At 71.1% G+C, this 26,214-nt stretch carries 23 protein-coding genes; 11 read left to right on the forward strand and 12 right to left on the reverse strand.

Translation table 11 applies throughout. From position 1 onward, the window contains the following. Nucleotides 1-8 precede the first annotated feature (8 nt). From ACF053_RS18335 to ACF053_RS18345, 3 genes are read left to right on the forward strand one after another with little or no spacing between them, the layout of a single operon-like run. Nucleotides 9-1,622 (forward strand): class I SAM-dependent DNA methyltransferase, encoded by a 1,614-nt coding sequence (locus ACF053_RS18335; RefSeq protein WP_391954868.1) that lies wholly within the window; start codon nt 9-11, stop codon nt 1,620-1,622. Next, a complete protein-coding gene (locus tag ACF053_RS18340) occupies nt 1,622-2,890 on the forward strand; it encodes a restriction endonuclease subunit S (protein ID WP_391954869.1) in 1,269 nt (422 codons plus the stop codon). The genes ACF053_RS18335 and ACF053_RS18340 overlap by 1 nt, the downstream gene beginning before the upstream one ends. Beyond that, nucleotides 2,887-6,126 carry a type I restriction endonuclease subunit R gene (locus tag ACF053_RS18345; protein ID WP_391954870.1) on the forward strand — a complete coding sequence of 1,080 codons (3,240 nt, stop codon included), beginning with the start codon at nt 2,887-2,889 and terminating at the stop codon, nt 6,124-6,126. Before ACF053_RS18340 ends, ACF053_RS18345 begins: the two co-directional genes overlap by 4 nt. 57 nt (nt 6,127-6,183) lie before the next feature. Here ACF053_RS18345 and ACF053_RS18350 read toward each other — a convergent pair whose 3' ends face one another. Continuing rightward, on the reverse strand, nt 6,184-6,390 hold the full coding sequence (locus ACF053_RS18350) for a DUF397 domain-containing protein (RefSeq protein ID WP_391954871.1): 207 nt from the start codon (nt 6,388-6,390) through the stop codon (nt 6,184-6,186). Continuing rightward, the gene (locus ACF053_RS18355; RefSeq protein WP_391954872.1) at nt 6,387-7,220 is read right to left on the reverse strand and encodes a helix-turn-helix domain-containing protein; all 834 of its coding nucleotides are present in this window, start codon (nt 7,218-7,220) and stop codon (nt 6,387-6,389) included. Before ACF053_RS18355 ends, ACF053_RS18350 begins: the two co-directional genes overlap by 4 nt. 164 nt (nt 7,221-7,384) lie before the next feature. Here ACF053_RS18355 and ACF053_RS18360 point away from each other — a divergent pair, with 164 nt between their 5' ends. The 3 genes from ACF053_RS18360 (at nt 7,385) to ACF053_RS18370 (ending at nt 10,154) form a co-directional block, all read left to right on the forward strand. After that, nucleotides 7,385-7,834: an ATP-binding protein gene (locus ACF053_RS18360; protein ID WP_391954873.1), complete on the forward strand. Its 450-nt coding sequence runs from the start codon at nt 7,385-7,387 to the stop codon at nt 7,832-7,834. A 197-nt stretch (nt 7,835-8,031) separates the two neighbouring features. Continuing rightward, nucleotides 8,032-8,952, forward strand: a complete 921-nt coding sequence (locus ACF053_RS18365) for a serine hydrolase (protein ID WP_391954874.1) — start codon at nt 8,032-8,034, stop codon at nt 8,950-8,952. A gap of 593 nt (nt 8,953-9,545) precedes the next feature. Next, on the forward strand, nt 9,546-10,154 hold the full coding sequence (locus tag ACF053_RS18370) for a hypothetical protein (protein ID WP_391954875.1): 609 nt from the start codon (nt 9,546-9,548) through the stop codon (nt 10,152-10,154). Between the two features lie 244 nt (nt 10,155-10,398). Here the strand turns inward: ACF053_RS18370 and ACF053_RS18375 are convergent, their stop codons facing one another. Beyond that, the gene (locus ACF053_RS18375) at nt 10,399-11,451 is read right to left on the reverse strand and encodes a tyrosine-type recombinase/integrase (protein ID WP_391954876.1); all 1,053 of its coding nucleotides are present in this window, start codon (nt 11,449-11,451) and stop codon (nt 10,399-10,401) included. 318 nt (nt 11,452-11,769) lie between these two features. Then, nucleotides 11,770-12,801 (reverse strand): aldo/keto reductase, encoded by a 1,032-nt coding sequence (locus ACF053_RS18380; RefSeq protein ID WP_391954877.1) that lies wholly within the window; start codon nt 12,799-12,801, stop codon nt 11,770-11,772. Between the two features lie 154 nt (nt 12,802-12,955). Between ACF053_RS18380 and ACF053_RS18385 the strand changes: the two genes are divergently transcribed. Continuing rightward, on the forward strand, nt 12,956-13,549 hold the full coding sequence (locus ACF053_RS18385) for a TetR/AcrR family transcriptional regulator (protein ID WP_391954878.1): 594 nt from the start codon (nt 12,956-12,958) through the stop codon (nt 13,547-13,549). Between the two features lie 42 nt (nt 13,550-13,591). On the opposite strand, the gene ACF053_RS18390 is transcribed toward ACF053_RS18385, so the two are convergent. Together ACF053_RS18390 and ACF053_RS18395 are read right to left on the reverse strand one after the other, a co-directional pair. After that, complete coding sequence (locus tag ACF053_RS18390) at nt 13,592-16,846, reverse strand: Tn3 family transposase (protein ID WP_391955132.1); 3,255 nt, start codon at nt 16,844-16,846, stop codon at nt 13,592-13,594. Nucleotides 16,847-17,165: 319 nt separating this feature from the next. Next, nucleotides 17,166-17,711: a DinB family protein gene (locus tag ACF053_RS18395; RefSeq protein ID WP_391954879.1), complete on the reverse strand. Its 546-nt coding sequence runs from the start codon at nt 17,709-17,711 to the stop codon at nt 17,166-17,168. 100 nt (nt 17,712-17,811) lie between these two features. Here ACF053_RS18395 and ACF053_RS18400 point away from each other — a divergent pair, with 100 nt between their 5' ends. Further along, nucleotides 17,812-18,774: a helix-turn-helix transcriptional regulator gene (locus ACF053_RS18400; protein WP_391954880.1), complete on the forward strand. Its 963-nt coding sequence runs from the start codon at nt 17,812-17,814 to the stop codon at nt 18,772-18,774. Between the two features lie 510 nt (nt 18,775-19,284). On the opposite strand, the gene ACF053_RS18405 is transcribed toward ACF053_RS18400, so the two are convergent. After that, complete coding sequence (locus ACF053_RS18405; RefSeq protein ID WP_391954881.1) at nt 19,285-19,821, reverse strand: SMI1/KNR4 family protein; 537 nt, start codon at nt 19,819-19,821, stop codon at nt 19,285-19,287. Between the two features lie 34 nt (nt 19,822-19,855). Further along, entirely contained in the window at nt 19,856-20,623 is a 768-nt protein-coding gene (locus ACF053_RS18410; RefSeq protein WP_391954882.1) for an alpha/beta fold hydrolase, read from the reverse strand. Between the two features lie 128 nt (nt 20,624-20,751). Here ACF053_RS18410 and hemB point away from each other — a divergent pair, with 128 nt between their 5' ends. Both hemB and ACF053_RS18420 read left to right on the forward strand, forming a co-directional pair. Further along, nucleotides 20,752-21,747 (forward strand): porphobilinogen synthase, encoded by a 996-nt coding sequence (gene hemB, locus ACF053_RS18415; protein WP_391954883.1) that lies wholly within the window; start codon nt 20,752-20,754, stop codon nt 21,745-21,747. Nucleotides 21,748-21,849: 102 nt separating this feature from the next. After that, a complete protein-coding gene (locus ACF053_RS18420; protein ID WP_391954884.1) occupies nt 21,850-22,401 on the forward strand; it encodes a hypothetical protein in 552 nt (183 codons plus the stop codon). Nucleotides 22,402-22,505: 104 nt separating this feature from the next. Here ACF053_RS18420 and ACF053_RS18425 read toward each other — a convergent pair whose 3' ends face one another. The 4 genes from ACF053_RS18425 to ACF053_RS18440 all read right to left on the reverse strand — a co-directional run bounded on the left by ACF053_RS18425 (nt 22,506) and on the right by ACF053_RS18440 (nt 25,267). Continuing rightward, complete coding sequence (locus tag ACF053_RS18425) at nt 22,506-23,258, reverse strand: hypothetical protein (protein ID WP_391954885.1); 753 nt, start codon at nt 23,256-23,258, stop codon at nt 22,506-22,508. Further along, a complete protein-coding gene (locus tag ACF053_RS18430) occupies nt 23,255-23,791 on the reverse strand; it encodes a SigE family RNA polymerase sigma factor (protein WP_391954886.1) in 537 nt (178 codons plus the stop codon). Before ACF053_RS18430 ends, ACF053_RS18425 begins: the two co-directional genes overlap by 4 nt. Before the next feature lie 225 nt (nt 23,792-24,016). After that, nucleotides 24,017-24,574, reverse strand: a complete 558-nt coding sequence (locus ACF053_RS18435) for a hypothetical protein (RefSeq protein WP_391954887.1) — start codon at nt 24,572-24,574, stop codon at nt 24,017-24,019. A 150-nt stretch (nt 24,575-24,724) separates the two neighbouring features. Next, nucleotides 24,725-25,267: an SRPBCC family protein gene (locus ACF053_RS18440; protein ID WP_391954888.1), complete on the reverse strand. Its 543-nt coding sequence runs from the start codon at nt 25,265-25,267 to the stop codon at nt 24,725-24,727. Between the two features lie 523 nt (nt 25,268-25,790). On the opposite strand from ACF053_RS18440, the gene ACF053_RS18445 reads away from it, so the two are divergent. After that, nucleotides 25,791-26,060 carry a DUF1876 domain-containing protein gene (locus ACF053_RS18445; RefSeq protein ID WP_228983566.1) on the forward strand — a complete coding sequence of 90 codons (270 nt, stop codon included), beginning with the start codon at nt 25,791-25,793 and terminating at the stop codon, nt 26,058-26,060. The last annotated feature ends 154 nt before the right edge of the window (nt 26,061-26,214 follow it).

Here is a 26,214-nt window from a genome sequence, read left to right on the forward strand (position 1 = left end):
AGGCACCCGTGCCGCCACGCAAGAAGAAGACGGCAGAACCGCAGGACATGAAGAAGGTGCTGTGGGCCGCGGCGGACAAGCTGCGCGGCAGCCTGGACGCCGCCGAGTACAAGCACTTCGTGCTGGGCCTGGTCTTCCTCAAGTACGTCTCCGACGCCATGGCCGAGAAGCGCGCCCGACTGGAGGCGGAGCTGCGCGAGGAGGGCGGCTGGAGCGAGGAGGACATCCTCGCGACGCTGGAGGAGCGCCGCGAGTACACCGGTTCCGGCATCTTCTACGTGCCGCCGACCGCCCGCTGGGAGAGCGTCCTGGAGCGGGCGAAGGGCACGGTCGAGGGCGACAGCGTCGGCGAGGCCATCGACGCGGCGATGCGCGCCATCGAGAAGTTCAACCCCGCGCTGAACCGGACACTCCCGAAGATCTACAACAGCGGCCGCGTCGACGAGGAACGCCTCGCCGGCCTGGTGAAGCTGCTGGACCGGCTGGTCTTCCAGGAGCAGCTCGGCGAGGACGGCCGGCGCAAGGGTGCGCGGGACCTCATGGGTGAGGTCTACGAGTACTTCCTCGCCGAGTTCGCCCTGAAGGAGGGCCGCAAGGGTGGTGAGTACTTCACCCCCGGGTCCGTGGTGAAGCTGTTGGTGGAGGTCCTGGAACCGAAGCAGGGCGAGCGGGTGTACGACCCGGCGTGCGGCTCGGGCGGCATGTTCGTCCAGGCGGAGAAGTTCATCGAGACCCACGGCGGCAACCCGCTGGATGTGGCTGTCTACGGCCAGGAGCTCAACCAGACCACCTGGCAGCTGGCCCACATGAACCTGGCGATCCACGGCGTGGAAGCCAAGCTGGGCGACGAGCCGGCCGACACGTTCCGCAACGACCAGCACCCGCAGCTGAAGGCGGACGTGGTCATGGCCAACCCGCCCTTCAACATCTCCGACTGGGGCGGGGAGATGCTCGGCATGGACCGGCGGTGGGTGTACGGCACCCCGCCGGTCGGCAACGCCAACTACGCCTGGCTCCAGCACATGATCAGCAAACTGGCGCCGGGCGGCCGGGCCGGTGTGGTCCTGGCGAACGGCTCGATGAGCAGCAAGCAGTCCGGCGAGGGCGACATCCGGCGCGCGATCGTCGAGGCCGACCTGGTGGCCTGCATGATCGCCCTGCCGGGCCAGCTGTTCCGGTCCACGCAGATCCCGGCGTGCCTGTGGTTCCTCGCGGAGGGCAAGGGCCGCCACTCCGGCTGGGCGCCGGGCCGCAAGGGCGAGGTGCTCTTCGTCGACGCGCGCGAGTTCGGCGTGATGGAGAACCGCACGCTGCGGGTGCTGACCGACGAGGAGATCGTCCACCGGATCGGCGACACCGTGCGGGCCTGGCGGGGCGTCGAGGGGGCGGCTCCGTACGAGGACGTGCCGGGCTTCTGCGTGAGCGCCCAGCTGGACGTGATCGCCGAGCACGACTTCGTGCTGACACCGGGGCGGTACGTGGGCGTCGCGGAGGCGGAGGTGGACCCGGACGCGGAGCCGGTGGAGGAGAAGATCGCCCGCCTGACGGCCCTGCTGCGGGAGCAGTTCGCGGAGTCGGAGCGGTTGGCGAGGGTTGTTGTCGAGCAGTTGGGGAGGGTGTGATGCGCGAGCTGCCGTTGGCCGACGTACTGGAAGTCTTGATTGATCACAGGGGAAGGACCCCTAAAAAGCTTGGCGGGGACTTTGTGGTGAACGGGGTTCCGGTCATCTCGGCTCTACTTGTCAAGAGGGGGCGCCTTCATATCTCTGAAGCGCGGCGCATTTCGCATGACATGTATCGAAAGTGGATGCCCATTCCCGTCAGGGAGAATGACGTTGTATTGACGTCGGAGGCGCCCCTCGGTAGATGCGCCCTGGTTCGATCTGGCGATCCGATTGCTCTTGGGCAGCGAGTTTTTGGCCTACGGTCTAAACCTGAGGTCATGGATGGCCGTTTCCTGTTTTATGCGTTGCAGTCAGATCTGATTCAAGAGCGGCTTTATGGGAGATCGTCAGGAACGACGGTACTTGGGATCCGCCAGAAAGAGTTGGTCAAGATCCGGGTCCCGGTTCCTGATCTCCCGCAACAGATCGCGGTAGCCGAAGTGCTGGGTGCCCTGGACGACAAGATCGCGCTCAATGAGCGGATTTCCCGCACGGTAAGCGAACTCACCCGCGCTGTTATGGCGGAGCTCTGGGGCAAGGCGGGTGTCACATCGCTAGTACGTGGTGACGCGGGCGTCCCTGGCGGCTGGCGGCGTACGACTCTCGGGGTTCTGTGTGCAACCGGCGGGGGAGCTATCCAAACAGGTCCGTTCGGAAGTCAATTGCACGCCTCCGATTATGTTGATCCCGGAATCCCAAGCGTGATGCCACAGAACATCGGAGACAACCGCATCGCGGAGGATGGGATCGCGCGCATCACTGTGGCAGATGCCGAAAGGCTGTCAAAGTATCGCCTGATGGAGGGAGACATCGTCTACTCCCGTCGAGGCGATGTGAAGCGGCGGGCGCTGGTACGCAAATACGAGGACGGCTGGCTCTGCGGCACAGGATGTCTGCGTGTCCGTGTCGGGACGGCTACGGAGCCGCTGTTCATGAGCTATTACTTGGGTGAGCCCGAGATTCAAGAGTGGGTCGCACAACATGCGGTCGGCGCCACGATGCCGAACCTGAATACCGCGATTCTGGGTGAGGTACCCGTCGTGCTGCCCCCCGCGGATACGGTGCGACAGGTCAACGAGCGCCTCTCCGGGCTTGATGCAACAGCTGCCCACCTGCAACACGAAAACCGCACCCTCTCCGAGCTCCGCGACACCCTGCTCCCCCAGCTGCTCTCCGGAAAGATCCGCGTCAAGGACGCGGTCCGTACCGTCGAGGAGGCCGTATGACCGCAGGTGCCGAGCCGCCGCTCGGTGAGCCCCCGATAGAGCGGCTCACCGAGAAGGAGCTGGAGGCGCACACGCTCGATGTGCTCGCCGAGTACGGGTGGCGGCACATCCCCGGTCCGGAGCTGGGGCCGGCCTACGGCGTGCGGGCGGACTGGGACGACCTCGTCCTCCGCCCGCGCCTGGTCAAGGCGATCCACGCCCGCTACCCGCGCCTGCCCGACCACGTGGCCGAGGACGCCGCCGGCGAGCTGCTGCGCTGGCACACCAAGAACGACCTCCGGGAGAACCACCGCTTCCACGAACGCCTCACCGCCGGTGTCCGCGTCCCCTACGAGGACGCCGACACCGGCGAGACGCGGCACGCCACCATCCGCCCCGTCGACTTCGCCGACCCGCACGCCAACGACCTCGTGGCCGCCTCCCAGGTACGGGTGCGCAGCAACAGGAACCGGACGTTCGTCTTCGACATCGTTCTGTACGTCAACGGCCTGCCCCTCGCCGTCTTCGAGCTGAAGAAGGCCGACAGTAAGGACAGCTCCCGCACCGCCTACGACCAGCTCCAGGGCTACCGGCGCGAGCTGAAGGACACCGCGGCCTTCGCCACGCTCCTCGTTGCCCTCGTGTCCGACGGGATCACCGCCCGCGTCGGCACCCCCTTCACGCCCTGGCAGCACATGGCCCCCTGGCACGCCGACGAGCACGACATCATGCTCCGTAAGGAGGAGCGGCAGGACGGGCGCGCCCTGGAGCGGATGCTGTACGGCGCCTTCGAACCGGCCCGCTTCCTGGACCTGCTGGCGAACTTCCTGTCGTACTCGGCCCCGGAGTCCGGCGTCGTCGACACGGTCAAGCTCGCCAAGGCCCACCAGTACATCGCCGTGAACGCCGCCGTACGCGCCACCGAGTCCGCCGTGGCCACCGACGGGCGCGCGGGCGTCGTCTGGCACACGCAGGGCGCCGGCAAGAGCGAGGAGATGCTGTTCTACGTCGTCAAGGCGACGAGGAGCGGCGAGCTGGCCAAGCCGACGTTCGTCCTCCTCACCGACCGCATCGACCTGGACACCCAGCTCCGCAGGACCTTCACCACCAGCCGCACCTTGGAGAAGGCCATCGGCGAGAAGCCGGAGAAGGCGGACGACGTCGGCCAACTCCGGAAACTCCTCCAACGGCAGGCCGGCGGGGTCATCTTCACCACCCTCCAGAAGTTCCGTCTCACCGAGGAGGAGCGGGCGTCCGGCGTCCGGCACCCGCTCATTTCCGCTCGCCGCGACGTGATCGTGGTCGTCGACGAGGCACACCGCAGCCACTACGACTTCATCGACGGTTACGCCCGCAACTTGCGCGACGCCCTGCCCAACGCCACCTTCATCGCCTTCACCGGCACCCCCATCGAGAACGGGGTCGGCAGCACCCGCGGCGTGTTCGGCAAGGACATCCACACCTACGACCTCACCCAGGCCGTGGACGACGGGGCGACCGTCCCCGTCTTCTACGAGCCGCACCTCGTCAAGGTGCGCCTGCCCGCCGACGTGGACCTCGACGAGCTCGACGCCCGCGCCGAGGGGCTGCTGGAGGGGCTGTCCGAGGAGGAGAAGCGCAAGGCCCGCCGGGAGTTCGCCACGTATGAGAACCTGATCGGCGCCCCGGAGCGCATCAGGGAACTCGCCGGGCGGGTGCTCGACCACTGGGACGCCCGCAGCAGCGAGATGGTCAAGCTCACCGGCCACCGCGGCAAAGGCATGATCGTCTGCGCGTCCCGCCTCATCGCCGCCCGCCTCTTCGAGGAGATCGTCCGCCGCCGCCCCGACTGGGCGGGCGAGCGCGACCCCAAGACCGGTCTGCTGACGGACGACACCGGCCGGATCAGGGTGGTGTTCACCGGCAACCCGGCCAAGGACGTTGTTCTCGGGATCGCCGACTACGTACGCACGCCCACCCAGATCAAGGACATCCAGAAGCGGGTGACCGACGCGGACGACGAACTGGAACTCGTCATCGTCCAGTCCCTCTGGCTGACCGGCTTCGACGCCCCGCCGCTGCACACCCTGTACCTGGATAAGCGCATGCGTGGCGCGGCCCTGATGCAGGCCATCGCGCGCGTGAACCGCACCTGGCCCGGCAAGCCGTCCGGGCTGGTCGTCGACTTCCAGGGCGTCATCCGCGAGATCAAGGAAGCCCTGGCCGAGTACTCCGAGCAGGACCGGCAGCGGCCCATGCTCGGTGCGGACCTGGACGAAGCCGTCAAGCTCGTACGGGAGAGCCACCAGCACCTTGACGCTCTCCTCGCCGACTGCGCGTGGCGGCGCATTCTCAACTCGGGTGAACGCTCGGCGTACCGCGAGGCGCTGCGGGAGGCCCTGGAGTTCCTGATCGCGCCGGAACCGCGACTCGGACCAGGGAAGGCCACCCGCCGGCAGCGGTTCACGCACCACGCCAACGTGCTGCGCCAGGCGTTCTCCCTCTGCCCGACCGACCGGCGAGTGGAGGACCTGCTTCCCGACATCCGGTTCTTCGAGGCGGTGCGCACCTCCCGCGAGAAGTACGCCATGGAGGAGCGGGAGGAACAGGGTCTCGTCTCGGCCGCCGACCTGCGCCTGGTGATCAAGCAGTTCAACGAGTCCGTCGTCGCCGCCGACGGCGTGGTGGACATCTACGACGCCGCCGGCCTGACCAAGCCGGACCTGTCCCACCTGGACGACCGGATACTGCGCGACCTCCAGAGCAGCAAGCATCCCAACCTGGCCATCGCGGCACTGCGGCGTGCCCTGCTCAAGGAGATCAAGGACGCCCACCCGAGCAACCTCACCCGCCAGGAGACCTTCACCGAGAAGATGAAGGCCGCCATGAACCGGTACACCAACGGCCTGCTCACGGCCGCCGAGTTCATGAAGTTCCTGGTGGAGCTGGCGCGGGAGGTGTCGGCCGACCGGGGGAGGGCGAAGAAGCTCGGCCTGACCGAGGACGAGCTGGCCTTCTACGACGCGCTCGCCGCCGACCCCTCCGTACTGGAGGAGATGGAGGACAGCGTCCTCGCGAAGATCGCGCACGAGTTGTACGAGCAGATCCGGAAGGACGTCACGGTCGACTGGAAGGTCAAGGAGCAGGCACGTGACCGGATCATGGCGCGCGTACTGCGTCTGCTGCGGAAGCACGGGTACCCGCCGGGCAAGCAGCCCGAGGCGATCGAACGGGTGCTGAAGCAGGCGGAGGAGATGGCGGAGGGCCTGGCGGCCTGACCGACGGGTACGCGGCCCGCCCCGCGCTGCCGGGGGCGGGCCGTGTGCGTTGCCGCGTCAGTGTCCGGAGGCGTAGGGCAGGAAGGCCGCCCAGGTGGTGGGGGCGAGGGCGAGGCGGGGGCCGGTGGGGTTCTTGGAGTCGCGGACGAGGATGTGGTCGGGGGCGGTCGCCACCTCGACGCAGGAGGGGGTGTCTGCGCCGCTGTAGCTGCTCTTTATCCATTCGAGCACTGTCCCGTCCCCGCAGGCGGGCTTGAAGCTCATGGCTCTCCCAGCATTTTTTCGATGAAGGCAAGGGACTCTTCGGGCGTGAGCGCCTGGGCACGGATGATCCCATAGCGGATCTCAAGGACCTGTACGAGTTTCGGCTCGACGATCGCACGACTGGTGAGCTGCACCTCGTTGTAGCCCATCGTGGTCCCGTCTTTGAGCCTGAGCACCCGGAAGGGGCCGTCGACCCCGGCGTTGCCCTCACGCGCGAGGGGCATGACCTGGATGTCGACACTCCGCAACTCGCCCATTTGCAATAGGTGTTCGAGTTGCCTGCGCATCACCATTGTGCCCCCGTATGGCCGCCGCAGAGTCGACTCGCACTGGACGAAGCTCAGGACGGGCGAAGCGGCAGCACTGGTCACGATCTGTTGGCGTGCCGTGCGCGCGGCGACCTGCTGCGTCAGTTCCTCCTCCGTGAACGGAGGCCGACGCGAGCCGAACACCGCCCGCGCGTACTCCTCCGTCTGCAACAGTCCGTCGACGACCGAGTTGTTGTAGGAGCAGATCTCGACGGCTTCCGCCTCCAGGCGCTTCACGTCCCGGACCTTCTTCGGGTACCTGACCTCCGCCAGCTCCTCCTTCATCGCCACGATGCGACCGCCCGCCGCCAGGGCCTCGTCCGCGCTGTCCAGGTACTCGGGGCGCGGGATCCGGCGCCCCCGCTCCACCGAGGAGACCAGTTCCTCCCCGTACCCGATGGCCCGGCCGAACTCCGCCTGGGTGAGGCCGGCCGCCTCGCGCCACAGCTTCAGCTGGCGGGCCACCGCGCGCACCACCGCGCCCGCCTCCTCGTCGTCCAGGCACGAGTCCCCGTCGATCACGTCTGCCGCCCTCCCTCCGCGTCGGCCCTTCCCTGCTCAACGGTGTGGGCGGCGTCCCGGTAACCCCGGACAGCCCGGACGTGGGCGGGACGGGGGCGGACAGCGGGTGTCCGCACGGGCGGCCGTCCTTCAACCGGCGGCCGGGCGCGGCCACGCTGGGCGGCGTGACTCGTGAAAGCGCCGCCGTCGGCCCGCTGTGCGCCGACCCCCTGCACCGGTTCTCCGTACCGCTGTCCGCCACCCGGCGCGGTGCCCGGCTCGCCCGGCTGCTCGCGGCCGAGCGGCTGCGGGAGTGGGGTGCCGAGTCGGATGCCGCCCTGCTCGTCGTCGGAGAACTCGCCGCCAACGCCGTGCTGCACGGCCGGGTGCCGGGGCGGAGCTTCCGTCTCACCCTCGCCGTGACCGGCTCGGGCATGCTCCGCGTCGAGGTCACCGACACGCGGGGCGACCGGCCCCCCGTGCGGGGGCGGTTGGCGGCCGAGGTGCCGGGGGAGTCCGGGTACGGGCTGGTGCTGGTCGAGGAGCTGGCGGACCGCTGGGGCGTGCGGCACGGGCCGGTGCCGTGCAAGACGGTGTGGGCCGAGCTGGACCCGGCTCCCGGCGGCGGTCCGTGAGCGGCGGCGTACGGGCCCTCTTCGGGCCGTCCCGGCCGCTCGTCGGGGTGCCCGCTCCGGAGGGCCGGCCCCGGAACCCTGCGCTCCCTGAACCCGTGTACAACCTCCGATCGTCCCGGTGAGTCCCACGAGGCGATGCCCGCGTGCGCTCGACGGCGCTCGGGGGACGCCCGTAGGACCTCGAAGGGGATTTCTGCATGACTCGCCGGACCATAGGCCGGGGCGGCGCGCTCGCGGCCGTCGTCAGTGCCGCGCTGCTCGTACCCGCTCTCACCCCGACCACCGCCGTCGCCGCCACTCCGACCGTGAGCTGCACGTCGGCCAAGGACGGCCTCGCCGCCAAGCTGAAGAAGGACATCACGGCCGCCCTCGCGGGTCGCAGGGGCACCGTCGCCGTCGGCCTCTACGACCGCGCCACCAAGACCAGCTGCACCCTGCGGGCCACCCACTCCTACGACTCGGCCAGCACCGTCAAGGTCACCGTGCTCGCCGCACTGCTGTGGGACGCCAAGAAGCACGACAGGTACCTGACGGGCACCGAGCAGTCGCTCGCCACAGCCATGATCACCAAGTCCGACAACGCCGCGACCAGCCAACTCTGGAAGCAGCTCGGCACGACGAAGATCAAGGGCTTCCTGAGCGCCGCCGGCATGACCGGGACCGTGCCGGGCGGCGGCGGCTACTGGGGCCTGACCCAGGTGAACGTCAGGGACGAGCAGAGGCTGCTGTCGCTCATCACCGCCAGGAACAGCGTGCTGAGCGACAACGCCCGCGCCTACATACGGAAACTGATGGGCCAGGTCGTCTCCTCGCAGCGCTGGGGCACCCCGGCCGGCGTCCCGTCCTCCGTCTCCGTGGGGGTCAAGAACGGCTGGCTCCAGCGCTCCACGCACGGCTGGCGCGTGCACAGCCTGGGCGCCTTCCAGGGCGCCGGCCGCGACTACGCGATCACCGTGCTGACGCACGACAACAGCACCATGGACTACGGCGTGACCACCATCCAGAACGTCTCCCAGGCCATCCACAAGGCCCTGGTGCCGACCGGGCCCGGAACCACCCGCTTCACCCCGACCAGCCGGCCGAGCGAGGCGCTCGTCCCCGTGCCGCCGCAGGGCTGACGTTCCACGAGGGCTTCGCGTGCGTCACCGGCCGGTGCCGTGCAAGACGGTGTGGGCGGAGCCGGACCCCGCGCCCGGCGACGGCCCGTGAGCGACGGCGTGCGGACCCGGGGAGGCGCCTTCCGGCACGGCTCACGGATCCGGGACGCCGCGGGGGCGAGCCCCGCCCCAGGGCGGTAGTACGCGACTCCCGGTTCGCGCTCCGTCCGGATGTCGCCGGTGGAGGTCCCCGGTGTTGCGTGATCGGGCTATCCGGTCGGTTTTCCACTGCGCTCTTCGAGGCGCACGACGAATGGATCGCCTTACCTCGCCGCCACCTCCCCGAAGGTGATATGGGGGATATCTGCCGTAAGCCCTTTTTTAGTCCCTCCGTGCCGCCCGACGCACCACAATGCAACAGCCATTTGACCCCCGGCACCACGACGAGGGCCACTGTCTGGCGAATGCGTGCTCCCGGCCGAGTGGCGCGCGCTCCGATGCCCTCCCGCGCGGGTTGTCGGAGGTCATCTACCCAGGGTTTACGAGGCAGTTGACCTCGCGGTTTCGTGGTAGCGTCCTCGCTCGGAGGGACAGTGCGACCTGAAAGGGAAATCGTGAACACGGAGAAGATCGCCGCTCGCCGCCTCTCGCTGGAAGAGGTGACGAAGCTCGGCGTGAAGGACAGGATCCTCGTTTCCGCCGACACGGCAGAACTCAAACTCCCCGACTGCTACGTCCCTGCTTTTCTGACCAAGCCCGGTGAGGATTTCGAGGGCGGCTCGATCACGGCGAGGACCGTATTCCAGGAAGAGGTCTCCTGCCTTCCCGACGACGAGAACGAAGCCGGGGTCTACGTGGCCGACGAGGACGGCTCGGAGACCATCGAGGTCCTCCAGTCGGCCGGTGTCGTGCTGGACCTGGCGCTTTTCGTCCCCGGTGGGGACAGGGGCTCCCTCACGGCCCTTTACGCCGCGGCCCGGCAGGCGTTCGGCGCCGACGTCGTGCAGATCTGGCGCCAGAGCCTCAAGGAGGTTCCCGACGTGAAGGTCGACATCTTCGAGGAGCAGATTCCCCGGGGGCGCAAGGGGGGCGACAACCCCAAGCGTGACCGTCGCGCGATCGACACCTACCCCACCCGTGCGGAGTTCATCGAGTTCTCCGCGGGGTGGAAGCCGGTCGTCGAGATCCACAGGCCGATCGTCGACGACACCCCGACCATCTGAGCTCGCGTTACCTCTCGTCCCGGCGTGAGGCCGCGTCGGGGGTCTTCCAGCGGAGGGCCCCCGAAGGCGTGGGCGGACGTTCCGGGGACGCGGGTGGGGCCCCTGGAGGCTTCCGCGTCCGTGGGACCGTCCCCTGCCGGACCGGGAGGGTGGTGCGAAGGGGCGGCCGCCTTCCTGGGGCGTGACCGAGATTCGGGTCGAAGGGGCAACGGGATGATCTTGAAGCAGCCCTGAGCGCTCGGACTCACTTGCGACGGCGAGCGGCGGGGTCTCGCTCGGCGACGTGTCGGGCGACCGCGTCGACGCCGGGGCGGGCGTACCGCTCCAGGGAGCGGACGGACGCGTGGCGGGAGCGGGCCAGCAGCATCGGCGTGGACGTGCCGTCTTCGGCGTCGTGTGTGAGGGCGCTGTGGCGGAGCCGGTGAAGGGTCCAACCGTCCAGGTCCTCGATGTCTTCGGGTGAGGCGAGCGGGTTGGCCAGCAGCCGGGTGTTCTCCTCGAAGACCTCCTCAGCCCGGCGGTAGGAGAGCCGGGCCCGGCCGGTCTCCGGGCACACGTCGAGCGTCGGTGTCCCGGCGGGTGCCTTGCGGTCGGTGAGGAACAGCGGGCCGCGGGTGCGGCGGGCGATCAAGCGGGGCAGCAGTTGGGCGGTGCCGGACTGCCAGTGAATCCACTCGGTCGCCCCGCCCTTGGCGGTGATCTTCCCGCGCTTGTCCTGCGGGTGCAGGTCTTCCACGTTCAGGCACAGCACCTCGTCGGCCCGCGCCGCCGACTCGTAGAGCATCTTCCACTGCGTCTTCTCCCGAATCCCGACGTCCAGGCGCCACAGGGCGGCGATCTGGTTCTCGGCCAGGGCCTTGGTGCGGTCGGGCGGTGCCGGCCGCCGCTCGATGCCGATCGTCGGGTCCCCGTCGATCCAGCCCTGGCGCTGCCACCAGCCGATCGCCTTGCGCGCGATGGACAGTTCGCGGTTGACGGTGTCGGCGTCCATCTCGTCCGCCCGAGCCGCCGCCAGCTCGGCCAGCACTTCCGGCACTGCCGGGTCGTCGATCGCGGCGACGGGGAAGACGGGTGGCTTCGCGCCCCGGCGAGCCGGGCCGGTCGGCGCCGGTTCGCCGGCGAGCATCCACCCCCACGTTGTCAGCGAGATCCGGTAGATCCGCGCGGAGGACTTCGCGATGCCCGCGCCGGTGAGGTAGCGCTCTACCGCCGCGGTGTACGACGCAGGCGGGGCGGACAGGGGCACGACTCGGGCGCGCGGCAGCCGCACCGCGCCCCCGCCTCCGAGTTCGGTCACCGGTTCGATCGTCACGCCCGTCCCGCCCTTCCGGCACTGCCGCAGTAAATGCGTACACCTCACCCCGGCGGCCGGAATCGTCCGCCGCAGGTCGCGACGATCACGGTAGAAGGTCCGCCGCAGTAAATCCGGCATTTACTGCGGCAGATTACTGATGGACCGCCGGCTGATGAAAGTTCCGTAAGCCGACCATGAAGCGGAATACTGCTACCGCCATCCATTGCCCGTTGGTCCTCATCCATGGCCCAAGGCTGGAGCCTCATGCTGAGCTACTTGTCACTTCGCAGCAGCTTCGGGATGTCGCGCACGTGGAGGCTGTTACTGGGACGATCGGCGGCGCCGCAGGGACGGGTCGAGCAGCGCGGGCGGGGTGTCGTTCTTCTCGTGTGCGGCGAGGTCGGTGCCGGGGGTGACGATGGCGTCGATCGCGTCGAGTACGTCGGCGGAGAGCGTGATGTCCGCGGCGGCAAGCTGCGAGTGCAGGTGGTCCAGTGTGCGGGGGCCGACGAGCGCGCTGGTCACGCCGGGGTGCGTGGTCACGAAGCTGAGCGCGAGCTGGATCATCGTCAGGCCCGCCTCGTCGGCGACCTTGGCCAGTTGCTCGACGGCGTCGAGCCTGGCCCGGTTGGAGGGAATGGCGGTGTCGAAGCGCTGCGGCATGAACGTTGAGCGGCTGGTGGTGATCTCACTGCCCTCGCGGATCGCGCCCGACAGCCAGCCCGAGGCCAGCGGGCTCCATGCCAGCACACCGAGCCCGTACTGCTCGGTCACGGGCAGCACATGGGCCTCAATGCCGCGCTGCAGGATCGAGTAGCTGGGCTGTTCGGCGACGTAACGGCTCAAGTGGTGCTCGCGGGCGACCCACTGGGCTTGCACAATGCGGTAGGCCGGAAAGGTCGAGGAGCCGAAGTAGCGGATCTTTCCCACGCGCTGCAGGTCGGTCAACGCCGACAGAGTCTCTTCGTCGCTGGTGTTCGGGTCCCACCGGTGGATTTGGTAGAGGTCGACGTGGTCGACGTCGAGCCGACGCAGGCTGTCCTCCAGCGCGGTGACCAGCCAGCGGCGCGAGCTGCCCTGGCGATTGCGCTCGTCGCCCATCGGCATGGTCGCCTTCGTGGCCAGCACGATGTCGTCGCGGCGGCCCGCGATGGCCTTGCCGACCATTTCTTCCGACTCGCCGCCGCTGTACACGTCGGCAGTGTCGATCAGGTTGATCCCCGCCTCCAGGGCGGCGTCGACGATGGCGGTGACCTCCTCTTGGGTGGTGCGCCCGATCTTTCCGAAGTTCATCGCTCCGAGCGCGAGGGTGCTGACTTGCACACCGGTGCGGCCCAAGGTGCGGTACTGCATGGCCGTGTCTCCTCATTGTGGGTGAAGCGTGATGCATTGCATGGCTTGGTTGCCGGGCCCTTGCTCTGACATCATGAGCAAAACGGAACCATGTTCCGGAACAATACGGAACCTTGTTCCGCTTTTGCAAGCGGTGAGTGGAAGGAGCGGCGCGGTGAACGACAGCGACGAGGGTGCAGGGCAGGCGGTCCCGGCCAGGCGGAAGGACGTCCGGCGCAACCAGAAGGCCCTACTCGATGCGGCCGCCGCGGTCTTCGTCACGTCGGGCGTGGAAGCGCCGGTACGCGAGATCGCGGCCAGGGCCGGCGTCGGGGTGGGCACGATCTACCGCCACTTCCCGACGCGAGCGGACCTCATCATCGCCGTCTACCGGCACCAGGTCGACGCCTGCGCCGAGGCCGGTCCGGCCCTGCTGGCGACTAGCCCTTCTCCGCACTCCGCACTAGGGCGGTGGATCAACCTCTTCGCTGATTTCCTGGTCACCAAACACGGACTCGCCGCAGTGCTGCAGGCCGACAACGCCGGCTTCGAGGCGTTGCATGCCTACTTCCTCGACCGCCTCGTACCCGTCTGCACCGAGCTGCTCGAAGCCGCAGCCGTCACTGGCGAGATCCGCCCCGACATCGATGCGTACCAGCTCATGCGCGGCGTCGGTAACCTCTGCATCGGCGCGGACAGCGATCCCCGCTACGACGCACGCCGCATGGTCGAACTCCTCGTCGCAGGGCTGCGCCGACCACACCACTGACCTCGGCGACATCGCGCGTGCGGCTCTACTGAATCGCGAGACTCACGCGGCTTGGCCGAGGCCGGCGGTGGTCAGGTCCTGCTCGCGCAGCGGGGTGAAGTCGACGTCGAGCTTTGGGTCGTACGCGTCGGGCTGGATGCCGAGCTCGTGCGTGCTGTACTCGCCGAACCGGTTGATGTGCTCGGTCAGGTACGGCGAGATGTGCGCCAGGTCCTCCGGGTCGATCGCCCATCCCTCCTCCAGCAGCTGGCGGACGATCTCCGCGATGTCCAGGGCGTTGTGGAAGATCACCGCGTTCGTGAGCAAGGCGTTGAACTTCATCGCCTTCTCCTGCTCGATCGGGTCGTTGTCGGCGATGACGCCGCGGTTGCCGAAGCCGATCCACTGGGAGAAGCCGTTGAACGACTCGACCTTGTTGGTCGCCGCGGTCACCCGCCGACGCAGCGGTGCGTCGGAGAGGTAGCGCAGGAGCTGGACGGTGCGGCTCACGCGGCCGACCTCGCGGAACGCGGCGTAGGTGGCGTTCTTCCTCGACCCGGAGCGCAGGCGCTTGAGCAGTGTGGAGGAGGAGATGGTGCCCTCGCGTACGGAGACGGCCACGCGCATCAGGTGGCGGAACTGGGACTCGATCAGGTCGAAGTCGATGACGTGCTTGCCCGGCTCCCCGAACAGGGCGTCGATGTGCACGTACTCCGTCTGCTTGCTCGGCCGGTAGAAGGTCAGTTCCTTCCAGTTTCTGATCCTGGGCATCAGATCGAAGCCCAGCAGGTGGGCGAGCGCGAAGACAGGGAAGCTCTGGCCTTGGGTATCCGCGTGCACGGTGGTCGGCTGCACCTCGCTGGTGTTCTTCAGCAGGCCCCCGATGATGTAGACGGCCTCCCACACCCCGCACGGGATGAAGTGCGTGAACAGCGCGATGTAGGTGTCCGAGACGTGGTGGTAGGCGATGCCGCCCGGCTTGCCGTACCGGACGCTCGTCTCGGAGAGCAGGTTGTCGAGATAGGTGTCCATGTGGGTGCCGTCCGCCGCCACCGTGGTGCCGTCGCCCCACGCCTGCGAGATGTCCAGGCGGGCATGCGCGTTCACCAGGTCGGCGATCGCCTCGTTCAGCAGCACGATCGAGAAGTGCTTGTTGGCGACGTACGACAGCTCGTGCCCGCTCACGCCCGGGATGTGCCGGGCGGCCTCGTACGGGCCCATGTTGGTGCCCTTGACGAACGTGACGATCACGTAGCGGCCCAAGGGGTCGGTGAGCTTGGGCTCGTTGCCCGACGGCGGGCCGAAGCGGCGCCACCACTCCACCCAGTACGCGGTCCGGGCCACGATCCCCATCAGGGAACGCTCCGGCATCCTCGCCTTGATCTCCTGCTCCAGCCGCTTCGCCGAGGGCCGCTGACCGTCAGCCCGGAACGCCTTCAGCAACGGGATGCCCGTCTCGGGGTCGATGACCAGGCCCTCGTTCTCCGGGTACCCGGCATCGGCCGCCGCGGCGGCACTTCGCAGCTTGTCCTCCAGCTGCCGGCGGAAGGACTTCGCGTCGAACTCGGCGCTCTCGCCCGGCTCGGCGAGGCCGACCTCCACCAGGTAGGACCCCAGTGTCTCCTGGACGGTCTCCCAGTCCAGCAGCTGCTCGGACCAGTCGGCATACTCCTCCGAGCCGACCACCGCCACGTCGCCGGTACGCAGCTCCTCGGCGAGTGCGGTGAAGACCATCGCCTCGAAGTGCCTGCGGACGAACTGCCCGGTCCGGGTCTTGTCGAGGACGGCCTTGCGCCAGTTCTGGGTGGCGAAGGAGATGTCGACCTCTTTGCCCTCCTCGTTGAAGGCGGTGATGTACTCGCCGCGGGCCGCCTGGTGACGCTGGGCGTGTGCCAGCGCGTCCAGCACCCGGTTGTCCTCGCTGGTCGCGGTGAACACCAGGTTCTCTGCGCCGGCCAGGTCGAACATCACCGCCCGGTCCCGGCCGATCTGCCCGTACAGCAGCACTTCCCAGAAGTTGCCGTGGTGGGCGGAGACCTTCTCGATCTGCTCGTACTGCCCCGCGAACCCGCCGAAACCCTCCACCGCCCGCCTGATGGCGCCGAGCCCGCCGGCCTGCACCACCTGGGCATGCACCAGAGCAAGGACGGCCGGGGAGACCCTGCCCTCCAGCCTTGTGGCGACCTCGTCCACCGACGCATCCTCGTCCAGGCCCTCCAGCGCCTGGCGGACCTCGGCGGTCATGGCCGCAGCCTTCGTGAGCGCCTCCTGGGCCGGACCGCCCGCATCGATGTACTTGAGCACCGTGCGGTAGTTCCCGATCAGGGCCTCGACGATCTCCCGCTCGGCGAGCCGGATCTCCTCCAGCTCCGCCTTGGCCTTCTTGATCTTCGTCGCCACGCGCTTGCAGAACATCGTCGCGAGGTCGTCCCGTACCCGCATCCGCGCCTTGTGCGTCAGGGCCGCGACCAGCGCGATGCGCTTGACGGGGACGAAGTCCCGCAGCTCCGAGGCATCCGCCGCGTCCGCCTCCCCGGCAAAGTCGGTGATCTTCCCCGCGGCGACTCCATCCATCCACACATCGCTGTCGCCAAGACCGTCCAGCCATTCCAGACGCTTGGTCAGGTTCTTGAAGTGCGACCAGGTCGGGCCCTTGGCGGGCTTCTTCAGCCGGTTGAACAGCGTCGTCCCGTCGCTGTCGCGCTCCTCCAGCAGCCGCATGAGCCCTGCCCGCTGAGCGGTGCTCATGCGGTCGTGGATGCCCGTGCGGATCGAGACGTTCACCTCGGTGCGGATCTTCGAGGCCATCTTGTCGAAGGTGGAGAACCCGGGCAGCTCCAGCCCCGCCTCCACTACCTTCTCCAGCGCGATGTTGATCAGATCCGCCGGGCGGTTCTTCGCCGCGGCCTCCTTGCGGATCGACTGCTCGACGATCCCCCGGGCCCTGGCCTGGTCGTACGTCACGCCGACCCGCTTACGGACCAGGCCACGGTGATGCTTCGCCGTCCTCTCCGCCCGGTACACCGGCAGCGTGCCCTCCGGCAGCTCCACCGCCCGCCGCACGAAGTCCACCACCATCACCGGGACGTCCTCCAGCGCCGGGAAACACCCCATGCGCCGGTACGACTTCAACATCACCAACAGGGCCAGCAGATGCTCATCGCAGTCTGTGGCATCAGCCGCCCACTGAAGCTCATCGCGAGTCGGCGAGAAGAACAGATGCAGCTCATGCGCGGTGATCAGCCGCTTGAACCGTGGATACGCGGTCCGTTCGATCGATGTCACAACCCACCCCAGGCCCCAGACGACGCTCAACATCACCACCAACGACACTGAGCCGAATGGGTGACGGCCGACGGCGCTCAGGGCTTCAAGATCATCCCGTTGCCCCTTTGACCCGTATCTCGGTCACACCCCCTTCCTCGCGGGCCCGCGCCGCGGGTACGGGCGCCTCACCCCGCACCTGCCCCTACGACGTGCGTGGCCGGCCCCGGGTGGCGCCGACCGGTTCGCGCGGGGCGCCGCCCCGGCCGCCGTCCACCGCGCGCCGGCCGCCGACCTCGCCGCCGCCGTGAAGCACCCGGCGGACGTACCCGCCTACCACCGGTTTCCGTCCGGGTGGGGCCGGGCGGCCCGGTCATCCCATCGTCTTGGCGCCGTCCAGGGACTCGCGGACGATGTCGGCGTGACCGGCGTGCTGCGCGGTCTCGGCGATGACGTGCAGCAGCGCCCGGCGGGCCGACCACCGGAGGCCGGGCTTGAACCACGGCGCCTCCGGCAGCGGATGGTCCATGTCCAGGTCGGGCAGGGCGGCGATCAGCTCGTCGGTCCGGCGGGCCACCGCCTCGTACTCGGCCAGCACACCGGCCAGCGTCTCGCCGGGCAGCAGCCGGAACTCGTCCGCCCGCGTGGCCTGGTCGCCCTCGGCCATGGCATTGAAGTCGGGCATGGCCGACGGGCCCTCCAGGATGAAGTCCACCCAGAGGCGCTCCATCTCGGCGACGTGCTTGATCAGGCCGCCCAGACACAGGGCGCTGACGGTGGTCCGCCGCCCGGCCTGCTCGTCGCTGAGGCCCTGGGTGGTGAAGCGCAGGAAGTTCCGGTGCATGCCCAGCGTCTGCAGCAGGTCGGCATGCTCGCCGGTGAGGGGGGTCGTCCCGTTCAGGTTCGAGGTCTCGGTCATGGTCTTCCGCCTCCGGTGGGTTCCGTGTTCCTCGTTCTACGACCACGGTAGGAGCCATAGCGGCCACTTTCCGTCCTGAATTGCCGGGAGAATCGGAGGCATGGCGAACACCAGCACCCGGACCCTGCGACTGCTGTCCCTCCTGCAGACCCACCGCTACTGGCCTGGCAACGAACTGGCCGACCGGCTCGGCGTCTCGGTCCGCACCCTGCGCCGGGACGTCGATCGGCTGCGCGAGCTCGGCTATCCGGTGGAGGCCCAGCGCGGCGTCGACGGCGGCTACCAGCTCGCCGCGGGCGCGGCGCTCCCGCCCCTGGTGATCGACGACGACGAGGCCGTCGCCCTCGCCGTCGGGCTGCACACCGCCGCGGAGGGCGCAGTGGAGGGCATCGCCGAATCGTCCATCCGGGTGCTGGCCAAGGTGGCGCAGGTGATGCCCGCCCGGCTGCGCCACCGGGTCGAGGCGCTGCGCGCGATGACCGTGCCCGCCGGCTGGGGAAGCCCGGACCGGGCGGACGTCGATCCGGGCATGCTCACCACGCTGGCGCTGGCCTGCCGGGACAGCGAACGGCTCCGCTTCGGCTACACCGCCGCCGACGGCCGCCGCACCGACCGGGAGGTCGAGCCCCACCGGCTGGTCCGCCTCGCACGCCGCTGGTACCTGGTCGCGTACGACCTGACCCGGCAGGACTGGCGCAGCTTCCGGGTCGACCGACTCACCGCGCCGGAGGGCACCGGCACGCCGTTCCGCCCGCGCGCCCTGCCCGTCGGCGACGCCGCCGAGTTCGTCCGCGCCGGGATCGGCGGCCTGCCCCGCCCCTACCGAGTGACGGCCCTGGTGGACGCGCCGGCCGCGACCGTACGGCAGCGGATCGGGCGGTGGAGCACGGTCGAGGAGGTGGACGCCGAGCACTGCCGGGTCCGCCTGACCAGCGACTCGCTGGACTGGCCGACCCTGGCCCTGGGCTCCCTGGGTGCCGAGTTCCGCGTGGTCGACCCGCCCGAGATGATCGACCAACTCCGGGACTGGGCGGCCCGGTTCGACCGCGCGACAAGGCAATGACCGCCCGACCGGTCCGAGCGGCCCCCGCTGCCACCACCCGCACCCACGGCCCCGGCGGCCACCACCCGCACCCACGGCCCCGGCGGCCACGACCCGCACCCACGGCCCCGGCGGCCACGACACGGCCCCCCGGGTGGTGCCGTCGGACCTCTCGTGGCGCCATGGCGATCGTCGGACCCATGGCGAAGCAGAACTCGAACGCCGCTCGTGTTCGCGCGGTCGTCAGGCCACGCGGAGTCCCCTGACGAAATGTCAGGCCCGTCAGCCGCGGGGAAGCGGGCACTCCCGCACCGCGCTCAGCCCACGTGCCGCCGGGAGGCCGAGCCGCAGGAGCAGCGGATGTCCGCGGGACGTCCCGTTCACGACCGGCGCACGGTCCTGCGGGCGGGAACCCTCGCCGGCCCCGGGCCGGTGGGGCGCCCAGATGACCGGCCGGGCCTCCGCCGCGCCCGCGGGTGACGCCGGCTACCTCGGCGGCCCGCCTGAGCGGCCGGGGGCGTCAGCCGGACGTCAGCGGCACAGTTCGTCGAGGTCCTCGGTGAAGGTGGGGAACTCCGCGCGGGCCTCGGTGATGATGTCGCGGGCCGGGCGGCGCGGGGTGGTCGCGTGGCGTTCGGCGAGCGCGGTGAGCTCGGTGCGCGGCGCGCTCGGGCGGGGCTCGGGGGCCCCGTACAGCACGGACTCCAGCGGCCCGACGCCGTCGGCCAGCACCCACAGGAAGTCGGAGAGGTTCCCGGCGACCACGCCGGACTCGCCCTCCGAGCCCAGGAACACCACGGGCTGCTCGGCGAGGGGCCGGCCCGGCCGCCCGCACCAGACGGCGGCGAGACCGCCCGAGCCGTCCTGGCCGAAGACGTGGTAGGCGTCGCCGTCCAGGTCGTGGTTGCCGGTCCAGTGGCGGAACCAGTCGGTGGTCTCCTCGGCGGCCTCGAAGGCGTCGTACGGCTCGAAGTCGATGCCCTCGCCCTCGGCGTAGTCGAAACCCACGCGGGCCACGTCGGCGAGGGCGGGCGGGAGGCGGCGGTCGTCACCGGGCGTCTGCGTCACCCGCGCAGGCTAGCCGCCCGCACCGACAGCCGCCTCAGCCGGTCAGCGCCTCCGCCACGGCCCGGGCGAACGCCTCGGGGTTGTCCAGCATGACGTTGTGGCCGCAGTCGGGGACCGCCGCCACCGTGACCCCGGCCGCGGCCAGCTCCCGCGCGCCCGGGAACGGGGCGTCGGCCTCGGGGAACAGGTACGTGCGGGGGACCGGCAGCGCGAGCAGCAGCTCCCGCATGGTCGGCACCGTGCCGCGGACCAGATGGGTCGCGCTGCGGTGCAGGGCCTCCAGGCCCGCCAGGCGCATCGTCGACCACCAGTGCGCGCCCACCCGGTCGCGGACCTCGCGCCAGCCGCCGGTGACGAACTCCTCCTCCGTGTACGCCGCGATGCCGCTGCTCCCGGCGGTGCCGGGCAGGCGGGGCAGCGGGTCGAGGTTGGCGTCGACCAGGACGAGCCGGGAGACCAGGTCGGGGTGGCGGGCGGCGAGCACGACGGCGACCGAACCGCCCATGCTGTGCGCGACGAGCTCGGCCCCGGCGACGTCCGCGGCGCGCAGGGCGGCGGCGAGCGTGTCGGCGTGGTCCTCGAGGGTGTAGGCGAACGACGTGGGGCGGTCGCTGTGGCCGTGGCCGAGCAGGTCGACGAGGAGGGAGCGGTGACCGGCGAGGAGGGGGTGGACGGCGGTCGCGGCGAAGTACGCGGGCGAGGTGGCGCCCAGGCCGTGCACGTAGACGCGCACCGGGTCACGGCCCGGCAGCTCCACCCAGCGGACGCGGTCCCCGGCTGCTGTCACGGCGGCACTGCGCACGGTCTGTCTCCCCCGACGGCGGTGTGGTCACGGCCGGGACACGGTACCGGGTGGGAGCGGCCCGCCGACCGGCGGCGCCGACTGGGCGTCGGCAAAGGCACCGGTGGGGCGGGCGTAGCGTGAGGGGCATGACTGTGTACGGATCCTTCCCCGGTGCGCGGCCGCGGCGGCTGCGGACGACTCCCGCGATGCGGCGGATGGTCGCGGAGACGCGGCTGCATCCGGCCGACCTGATCCTGCCCGCGTTCGTGCGGGAGGGCGTGAGCGAGCCGGTGCCGATCTCGGCGATGCCCGGCGTCGTGCAGCACACCCGGGACACGCTGCGGAAGGCCGCCGTGGAGGCGGTCGAGGCCGGGGTCTCCGGGATCATGCTGTTCGGCGTGCCGGAGGACGCGAAGAAGGACGCGGCCGGGACGGCGGGGACCGACCCGGACGGCATTCTGCAGGTCGCCATCCGGGACGTGCGGGCCGAGGTCGGGGACGACCTGGTGATCATGTCGGACCTGTGCCTCGACGAGTACACCGACCACGGGCACTGCGGCGTGCTGGACGCCGACGGGCGCGTCGACAACGACGCGACGCTGGAGCGGTACGCCGAGATGGCGCAGGTCCAGGCGGACGCGGGCGTCCACGTCGTCGGGCCGAGCGGCATGATGGACGGCCAGGTCGGCGTCGTCCGCGACGCGCTCGACACGATCGGCAAGGAGGACGTGTCGATCCTCGCGTACACCGCGAAGTACGCCTCCGCCTTCTACGGGCCGTTCCGCGAGGCGGTCGGGTCGTCGCTGAAGGGGGACCGCAAGACGTACCAGCAGGACGCGGCGAACCTGCGGGAGTCGATGCGGGAGCTGGCGCTCGACCTGGACGAGGGTGCCGACATGGTGATGGTCAAGCCGGCCGGTCCCTACCTCGACGTGCTGGCGAAGGTCGCGGACGCGGTGGACGTGCCGGTCGCGGCGTACCAGATCAGCGGCGAGTACGCGATGGTCGAGGCGGCGGCGGAGAAGGGCTGGATCGACCGGGAGCAGGCGATCCTGGAGTCCCTCACCGGCATCCGGCGGGCGGGGGCGAAGATGATCCTCACGTACTGGGCGACGGAGGTCGCGCAGCGGCTGGGCCGGTAGCCGGTAGCCGGCGGTCGGCGGTCGGTGGTGGGGGCCTCGGCTCTGCCGGCGCCCGGCCCCCCTCCCGGTCGGAGGGGAAGAGGTCGCGCCTAGGCTTCGGCCATGCTTCTGGTACACGGCGGGAAAGCCGTAGCCGACGCCCCCGGACCGCGCACGGGGGGAGTGCCGCTCGTCCCGGAGGGGTTCGTCTGGCCGAACTGCCGCGAGTGTGGCGGGCCCATGCAGTTCCTCGCCCAGCTGCCCCTCGATCCGGGGGTGATCGGCGTCTTCTTCTGCCAGAACGACCCGGGCATGTGCGACGACTGGGACGCCACCTCCGGTGCCAACCGCGCCTACGTGTGGGAAGGACCGCTGTCGGCGGCCACCGTCCCCGCCGAGGGGGAGACGCTGCTCGGTGCGGTCACGGCCCTGCGCCCCCACCCGGCCGACACCCCGACCGCGGAGCCGGTGCTGGGACGGCTGGGTGGCGAACCCGACTGGCTCCAGGGCGACGAGACTCCCGGCTGCCCCTCCTGCACCGCCCGTATGAGCTTCACGGCCGAACTCGAAGAGGGGTCCGACTTCGAGACCTCCGCCAACTTCGGCGGAGGGGGCCGCGGCTACGTCTTCCACTGCCGCCCCTGCGGCGGGGCCGCCTTCCTCTGGCAGCGGTGAGGGCCTCCCGCGAGCTCCTGTGCGGCGCGTGTTCGGTGCCGGAGCCGGATCGCTGCGACAGGGGCGGTGCCGCCCGGGGGGTCGAGGACCTTGCCCGACAGGACCTAGCCCGGTAGCGCGGCGAGGAGCGTGCCGGCGGCGTCGTAGAGGGCCAGGCGGTCGCCGCCCGCGCCCGCGCCCGCGCCCGCGCCCGCTTCCGGGCGGGGCGGGGTGCTGGCGTACCAGACGCCCCAGCCGGGCGAGCCGGGGAGCTCCAGCAGGGTGGCGGACGTCCTGGTGCCGTCCGGGCCGGTGAGCTCCACGCGGGCGGCGCCCTTCGTGCCGTGGTAGACCCCCGAGTGGAACGTGCCCTTCTGGTCGCCCTCCGACTGGTGGCTGAGGCCCGGCTCGCCGAGGTCGACGTTTCCGTCGGTGACGCTGCGGAAGTTCACGAAGCCGTCGGGGCCCGACCAGTGCTTGCCCTCGGCGGTCAGCCAGACCTTCCAGCCGCCCCCCGCGTCGACCCGCTCACCGGCCGCCACCACCCTGGGCGGCGCGGCCGGTGGGGATACGGGCCGCGACGGCGACGGGGGCGGGGACGGCGGGACGGTCGGGCCCGGCACGGGGGTGGCCGGGACGGCCGGCGACGGGGACCGCGCCGGTGCCAGGAACTGTGTCAACGTGAGGGCCACCGCCGTCACGGTGAGGGCGCACCCCGTGGCCAGGGCCGCCGAGCGGCGCCGCAGGCGGGCGCGGCCGGCGCGTTCGATGGCCGCCAGCGGCACCGGGGCCGGGGCGATGTCGCGGGCGGTCTCCGTGAACACCACCCGGAGCCTGCGGGCGGCGGCCTCGGTGTCCGCCGGGGATTCGGGGGTCATCGCTCTGCTCCCGGGGAGGCGTGGAGGTGGGGGTCGAGGACGGGGTGGGCGCGCAGCGCCTCCAGACCGCGCCGGGCGTGCGTCTTGACCGTGCCGACCGAGCAGCCGAGCACCTCCGCGATGTCCTGCTCGTTCAGGTCCTCCCAGTACCGCAGCACCATCACGGCCCGCTGCCGGGAGGAGAGGTCGGCGAGCGCCCGCATGAGCGCCGTCCGCTGGTCGATCGTGTCCGCGTGGCCGGCGTGGGCGTGCCGGGCCGTGTCCGGCAGTAACGGGGTCAGCAGGTGGACGACCCGTCTGCGGCGCAGGCGGCTGAGGTTGTTGTTGACCAGGGCGCGGCGCACGTACAGGTCGATCTGGTCGCGCGGCACCTTCCGCCACCGGCCGTAGACCTTGGCGAGCGTCGTCTGCACCAGGTCCTCCGCCTCGTGGAAGTCACCGGTGAGGAGCTGGGCGGTGCGCACCAGGCGGGGCCAGGCGGCCGTGGCGAAGTCGGCGAAGTCGGTGGCCTCGGCGTCGGACCCGTGCGGCACGGTGCGGAACCTCGCGTTCGTACGGCGGTGGCGGTGGCGGTGGCGGTGGGGCGGTGGGGCGGTGGGGGCCGCTCGGACCGGTCGGGCGGTCGGGGGCGGCCCGTGGCGGTGGTGGTGGCGGGGCTGGGGCGGTCGGTGGCCGGAGGGCGAGGGGGCCGGCGTCCCGGGTGTTCCGTGGCAGGGCCCGCCCCGAACCGGGCCCTGCCACGAGTCGCGGGGGACCGGTCAGAAGTCCCGGACGGGCAGCTCGGCGAGGAGCCGGCCCGAGCGGTCGTACAGGGCCACGCCCGGGCCGCTCTCGCCGGTGGCCGGCGGCGTGTGCACGTACCAGGCGCCCCAGTCCGGGTTCCCCGGCAGCCGGACGAGGGACGCGGGGGTCCGCGTTCCGTCGGCGGCGACGAGCTCGACGCGGGCGGCCTTCTTCGCGCCGTAGAACACACCGGAGTGGAACATGCCGTTCCGGTCGCCCTCCGACTGGTGGCTGACGCCCGGCCGGGAGCGGTCGATGTTGCCGTCGACGACGCTGCGGAAGTTCTCGACGCCGTCCGGGTCCGACCAGTGCTTGCCCTGCGGGGTCAGCCACAGCGTGTAGCCGCGCCCGGTGTCGACGCGCTCACCCGACCGCACCGTGCGGATCGGGGACGTGGTGGCGCCCTGCTCGGCGGGCGCGGCCACGGCGCCCCGCTGCGGGGCGGTCCGCTCGGCGGCGTACGCCCCCGTCGGCACGGCCGCCAGGACGGCGGCCACGGCGGCGGTCGCCACGTACTGCTTCATCCGGGTCATGGATGCGGGTCTCCTCGGGAAGTGCGGGTGGACTCGACGGAGTGGCGCCTCTCCACCCGTATGAACTCCTCCCGGGACGGACCCGGATGACACGGTGTCGGAACTTTTCTGCGACGGGATCCTGCCCGGTCGCCCGGCGACCCTGCGGGCTCAGGGCGCCGGAGGGCGGTCCTCCGCCAGGGCCCTGATGCCGTCGAGGGTGGCCGCCATGCCGGTACGCAGCTCGGCGAGGCGGACGGCCACGATGCGCTCCTCGTGGTCCGGCGCCCGGTCGATGGCCAGGCTCACCCCGGACCGGGCGGGGCCCAGGCGCGCGCAGAGGCGCAGGAGGGTGCCGCCCCCGGGCACGGGTGACAGCTCGAACCGCCAGGTCGCCAGCGGCCGGTCCGGGTCGGGCTCCCCGCCGCCGAAGCGGTCGTCGGGGTCGGTGACCGCCCAGGCGAACGCCCGCTGCTCGACCAGTTCCACGACGTGCGCGTGGGTACGCCAGGTGCCGACCAGCGGGTGGTCGTTGTGCCCCTCGAAGCGGGCCCCCACGGCCGGGGCGGTCGCCCCGTCCAGCCAGGCAGCGGACCGGAGTTCGGGGCTGAGGCGGGCGGGGAGGCCGATGTCGGTCACGAGCTCCCACACGCGCGCGGGGGGTGCGTCGATCGTGCTCTCGGCGGTCGCGGTCGGGCCGTCTGCGTAGCGCATGGGGGGATCGTAGGCCGGGCGCGATCGGGGCTGGGGCCGGGGGCCGGGAACGGCCCGGGGGTCGGGGGCGCCGGCCTCTCCGGGGCGCGGCCGGGGCGACCCGCGGGCCGGTGGCCGACGGGGGCCGCCCGGCCGGCGGCGCGCCGGGGCTGACCGGCGGTCACTCGCGGCGGGGGTGGCCGGTGGCCGACCGGGGTCGGGGTCGTCCGGCGGGTGTGGGGAGCGGGGTCGGGGCCGTCCGGCGGGCGGCCCCGACCGGGGTCAGGGTCGTCCGGCGGGCGTGGCGACCGGTGCGCCGGCGGGATGCGGCCGGGGCGGGATGCGGCCGGGGCGGGGTGGCGGCCGGGGCGGTCAGCCGGTCGGCGCCCTCGGGCACGGGGACGGCGGCGAAGAGGGCGTTCTGCTGCTCCTGGAGCTCCTTCTCCCGGGCGGGGGACAGGACGCGGACGGCCCGGGTCGCGGTGGAGGGGCGCGGTCGGGCCGGTCGGGGGATTCTGGAAGGGAACCACCGGAGGTGATCCGCATGCACACACTCGTCGGATGGCACGTCGACATGGAGTTCCGCGAGGACGGCGACCGCACCCGGGCCGCCGCTCTGGTGCGGCTCGGTGACGGGACCGAGGTACGCGGGCACGGTCAGGCCCAGCGCCACCCCTCGGACTCCGGGCAGCTGCGGGTCGGCGAGGAGATCGCGGGCGCCCGCGCGCTGATGGACATCGCCACCCAGCTGCTCCAGAAGGCCCACGTGGAGATCGACGAGGCGAGGGGGAAGCCGTCGCGGCCGCTGATCTGAGCCGGGGGAGGGGGGCGGGTACGCCGGAGGGGGGGGGGGGCGCCGCGCCCCCCCCCCCCCGAGCGCCCGGCCGGGGGGGGGGGGGGGCGCGGGGGGCCCGCATGCCCCCACCGCCCAACCCCGGCCCCCCCGGGGGGCGGGCCAGGACCCCACG

This window comes from Streptomyces kanasensis, assembly GCF_043077165.1.
In the GTDB taxonomy this organism is placed as follows: Bacteria; Actinomycetota; Actinomycetes; order Streptomycetales; family Streptomycetaceae; genus Streptomyces; species Streptomyces changanensis.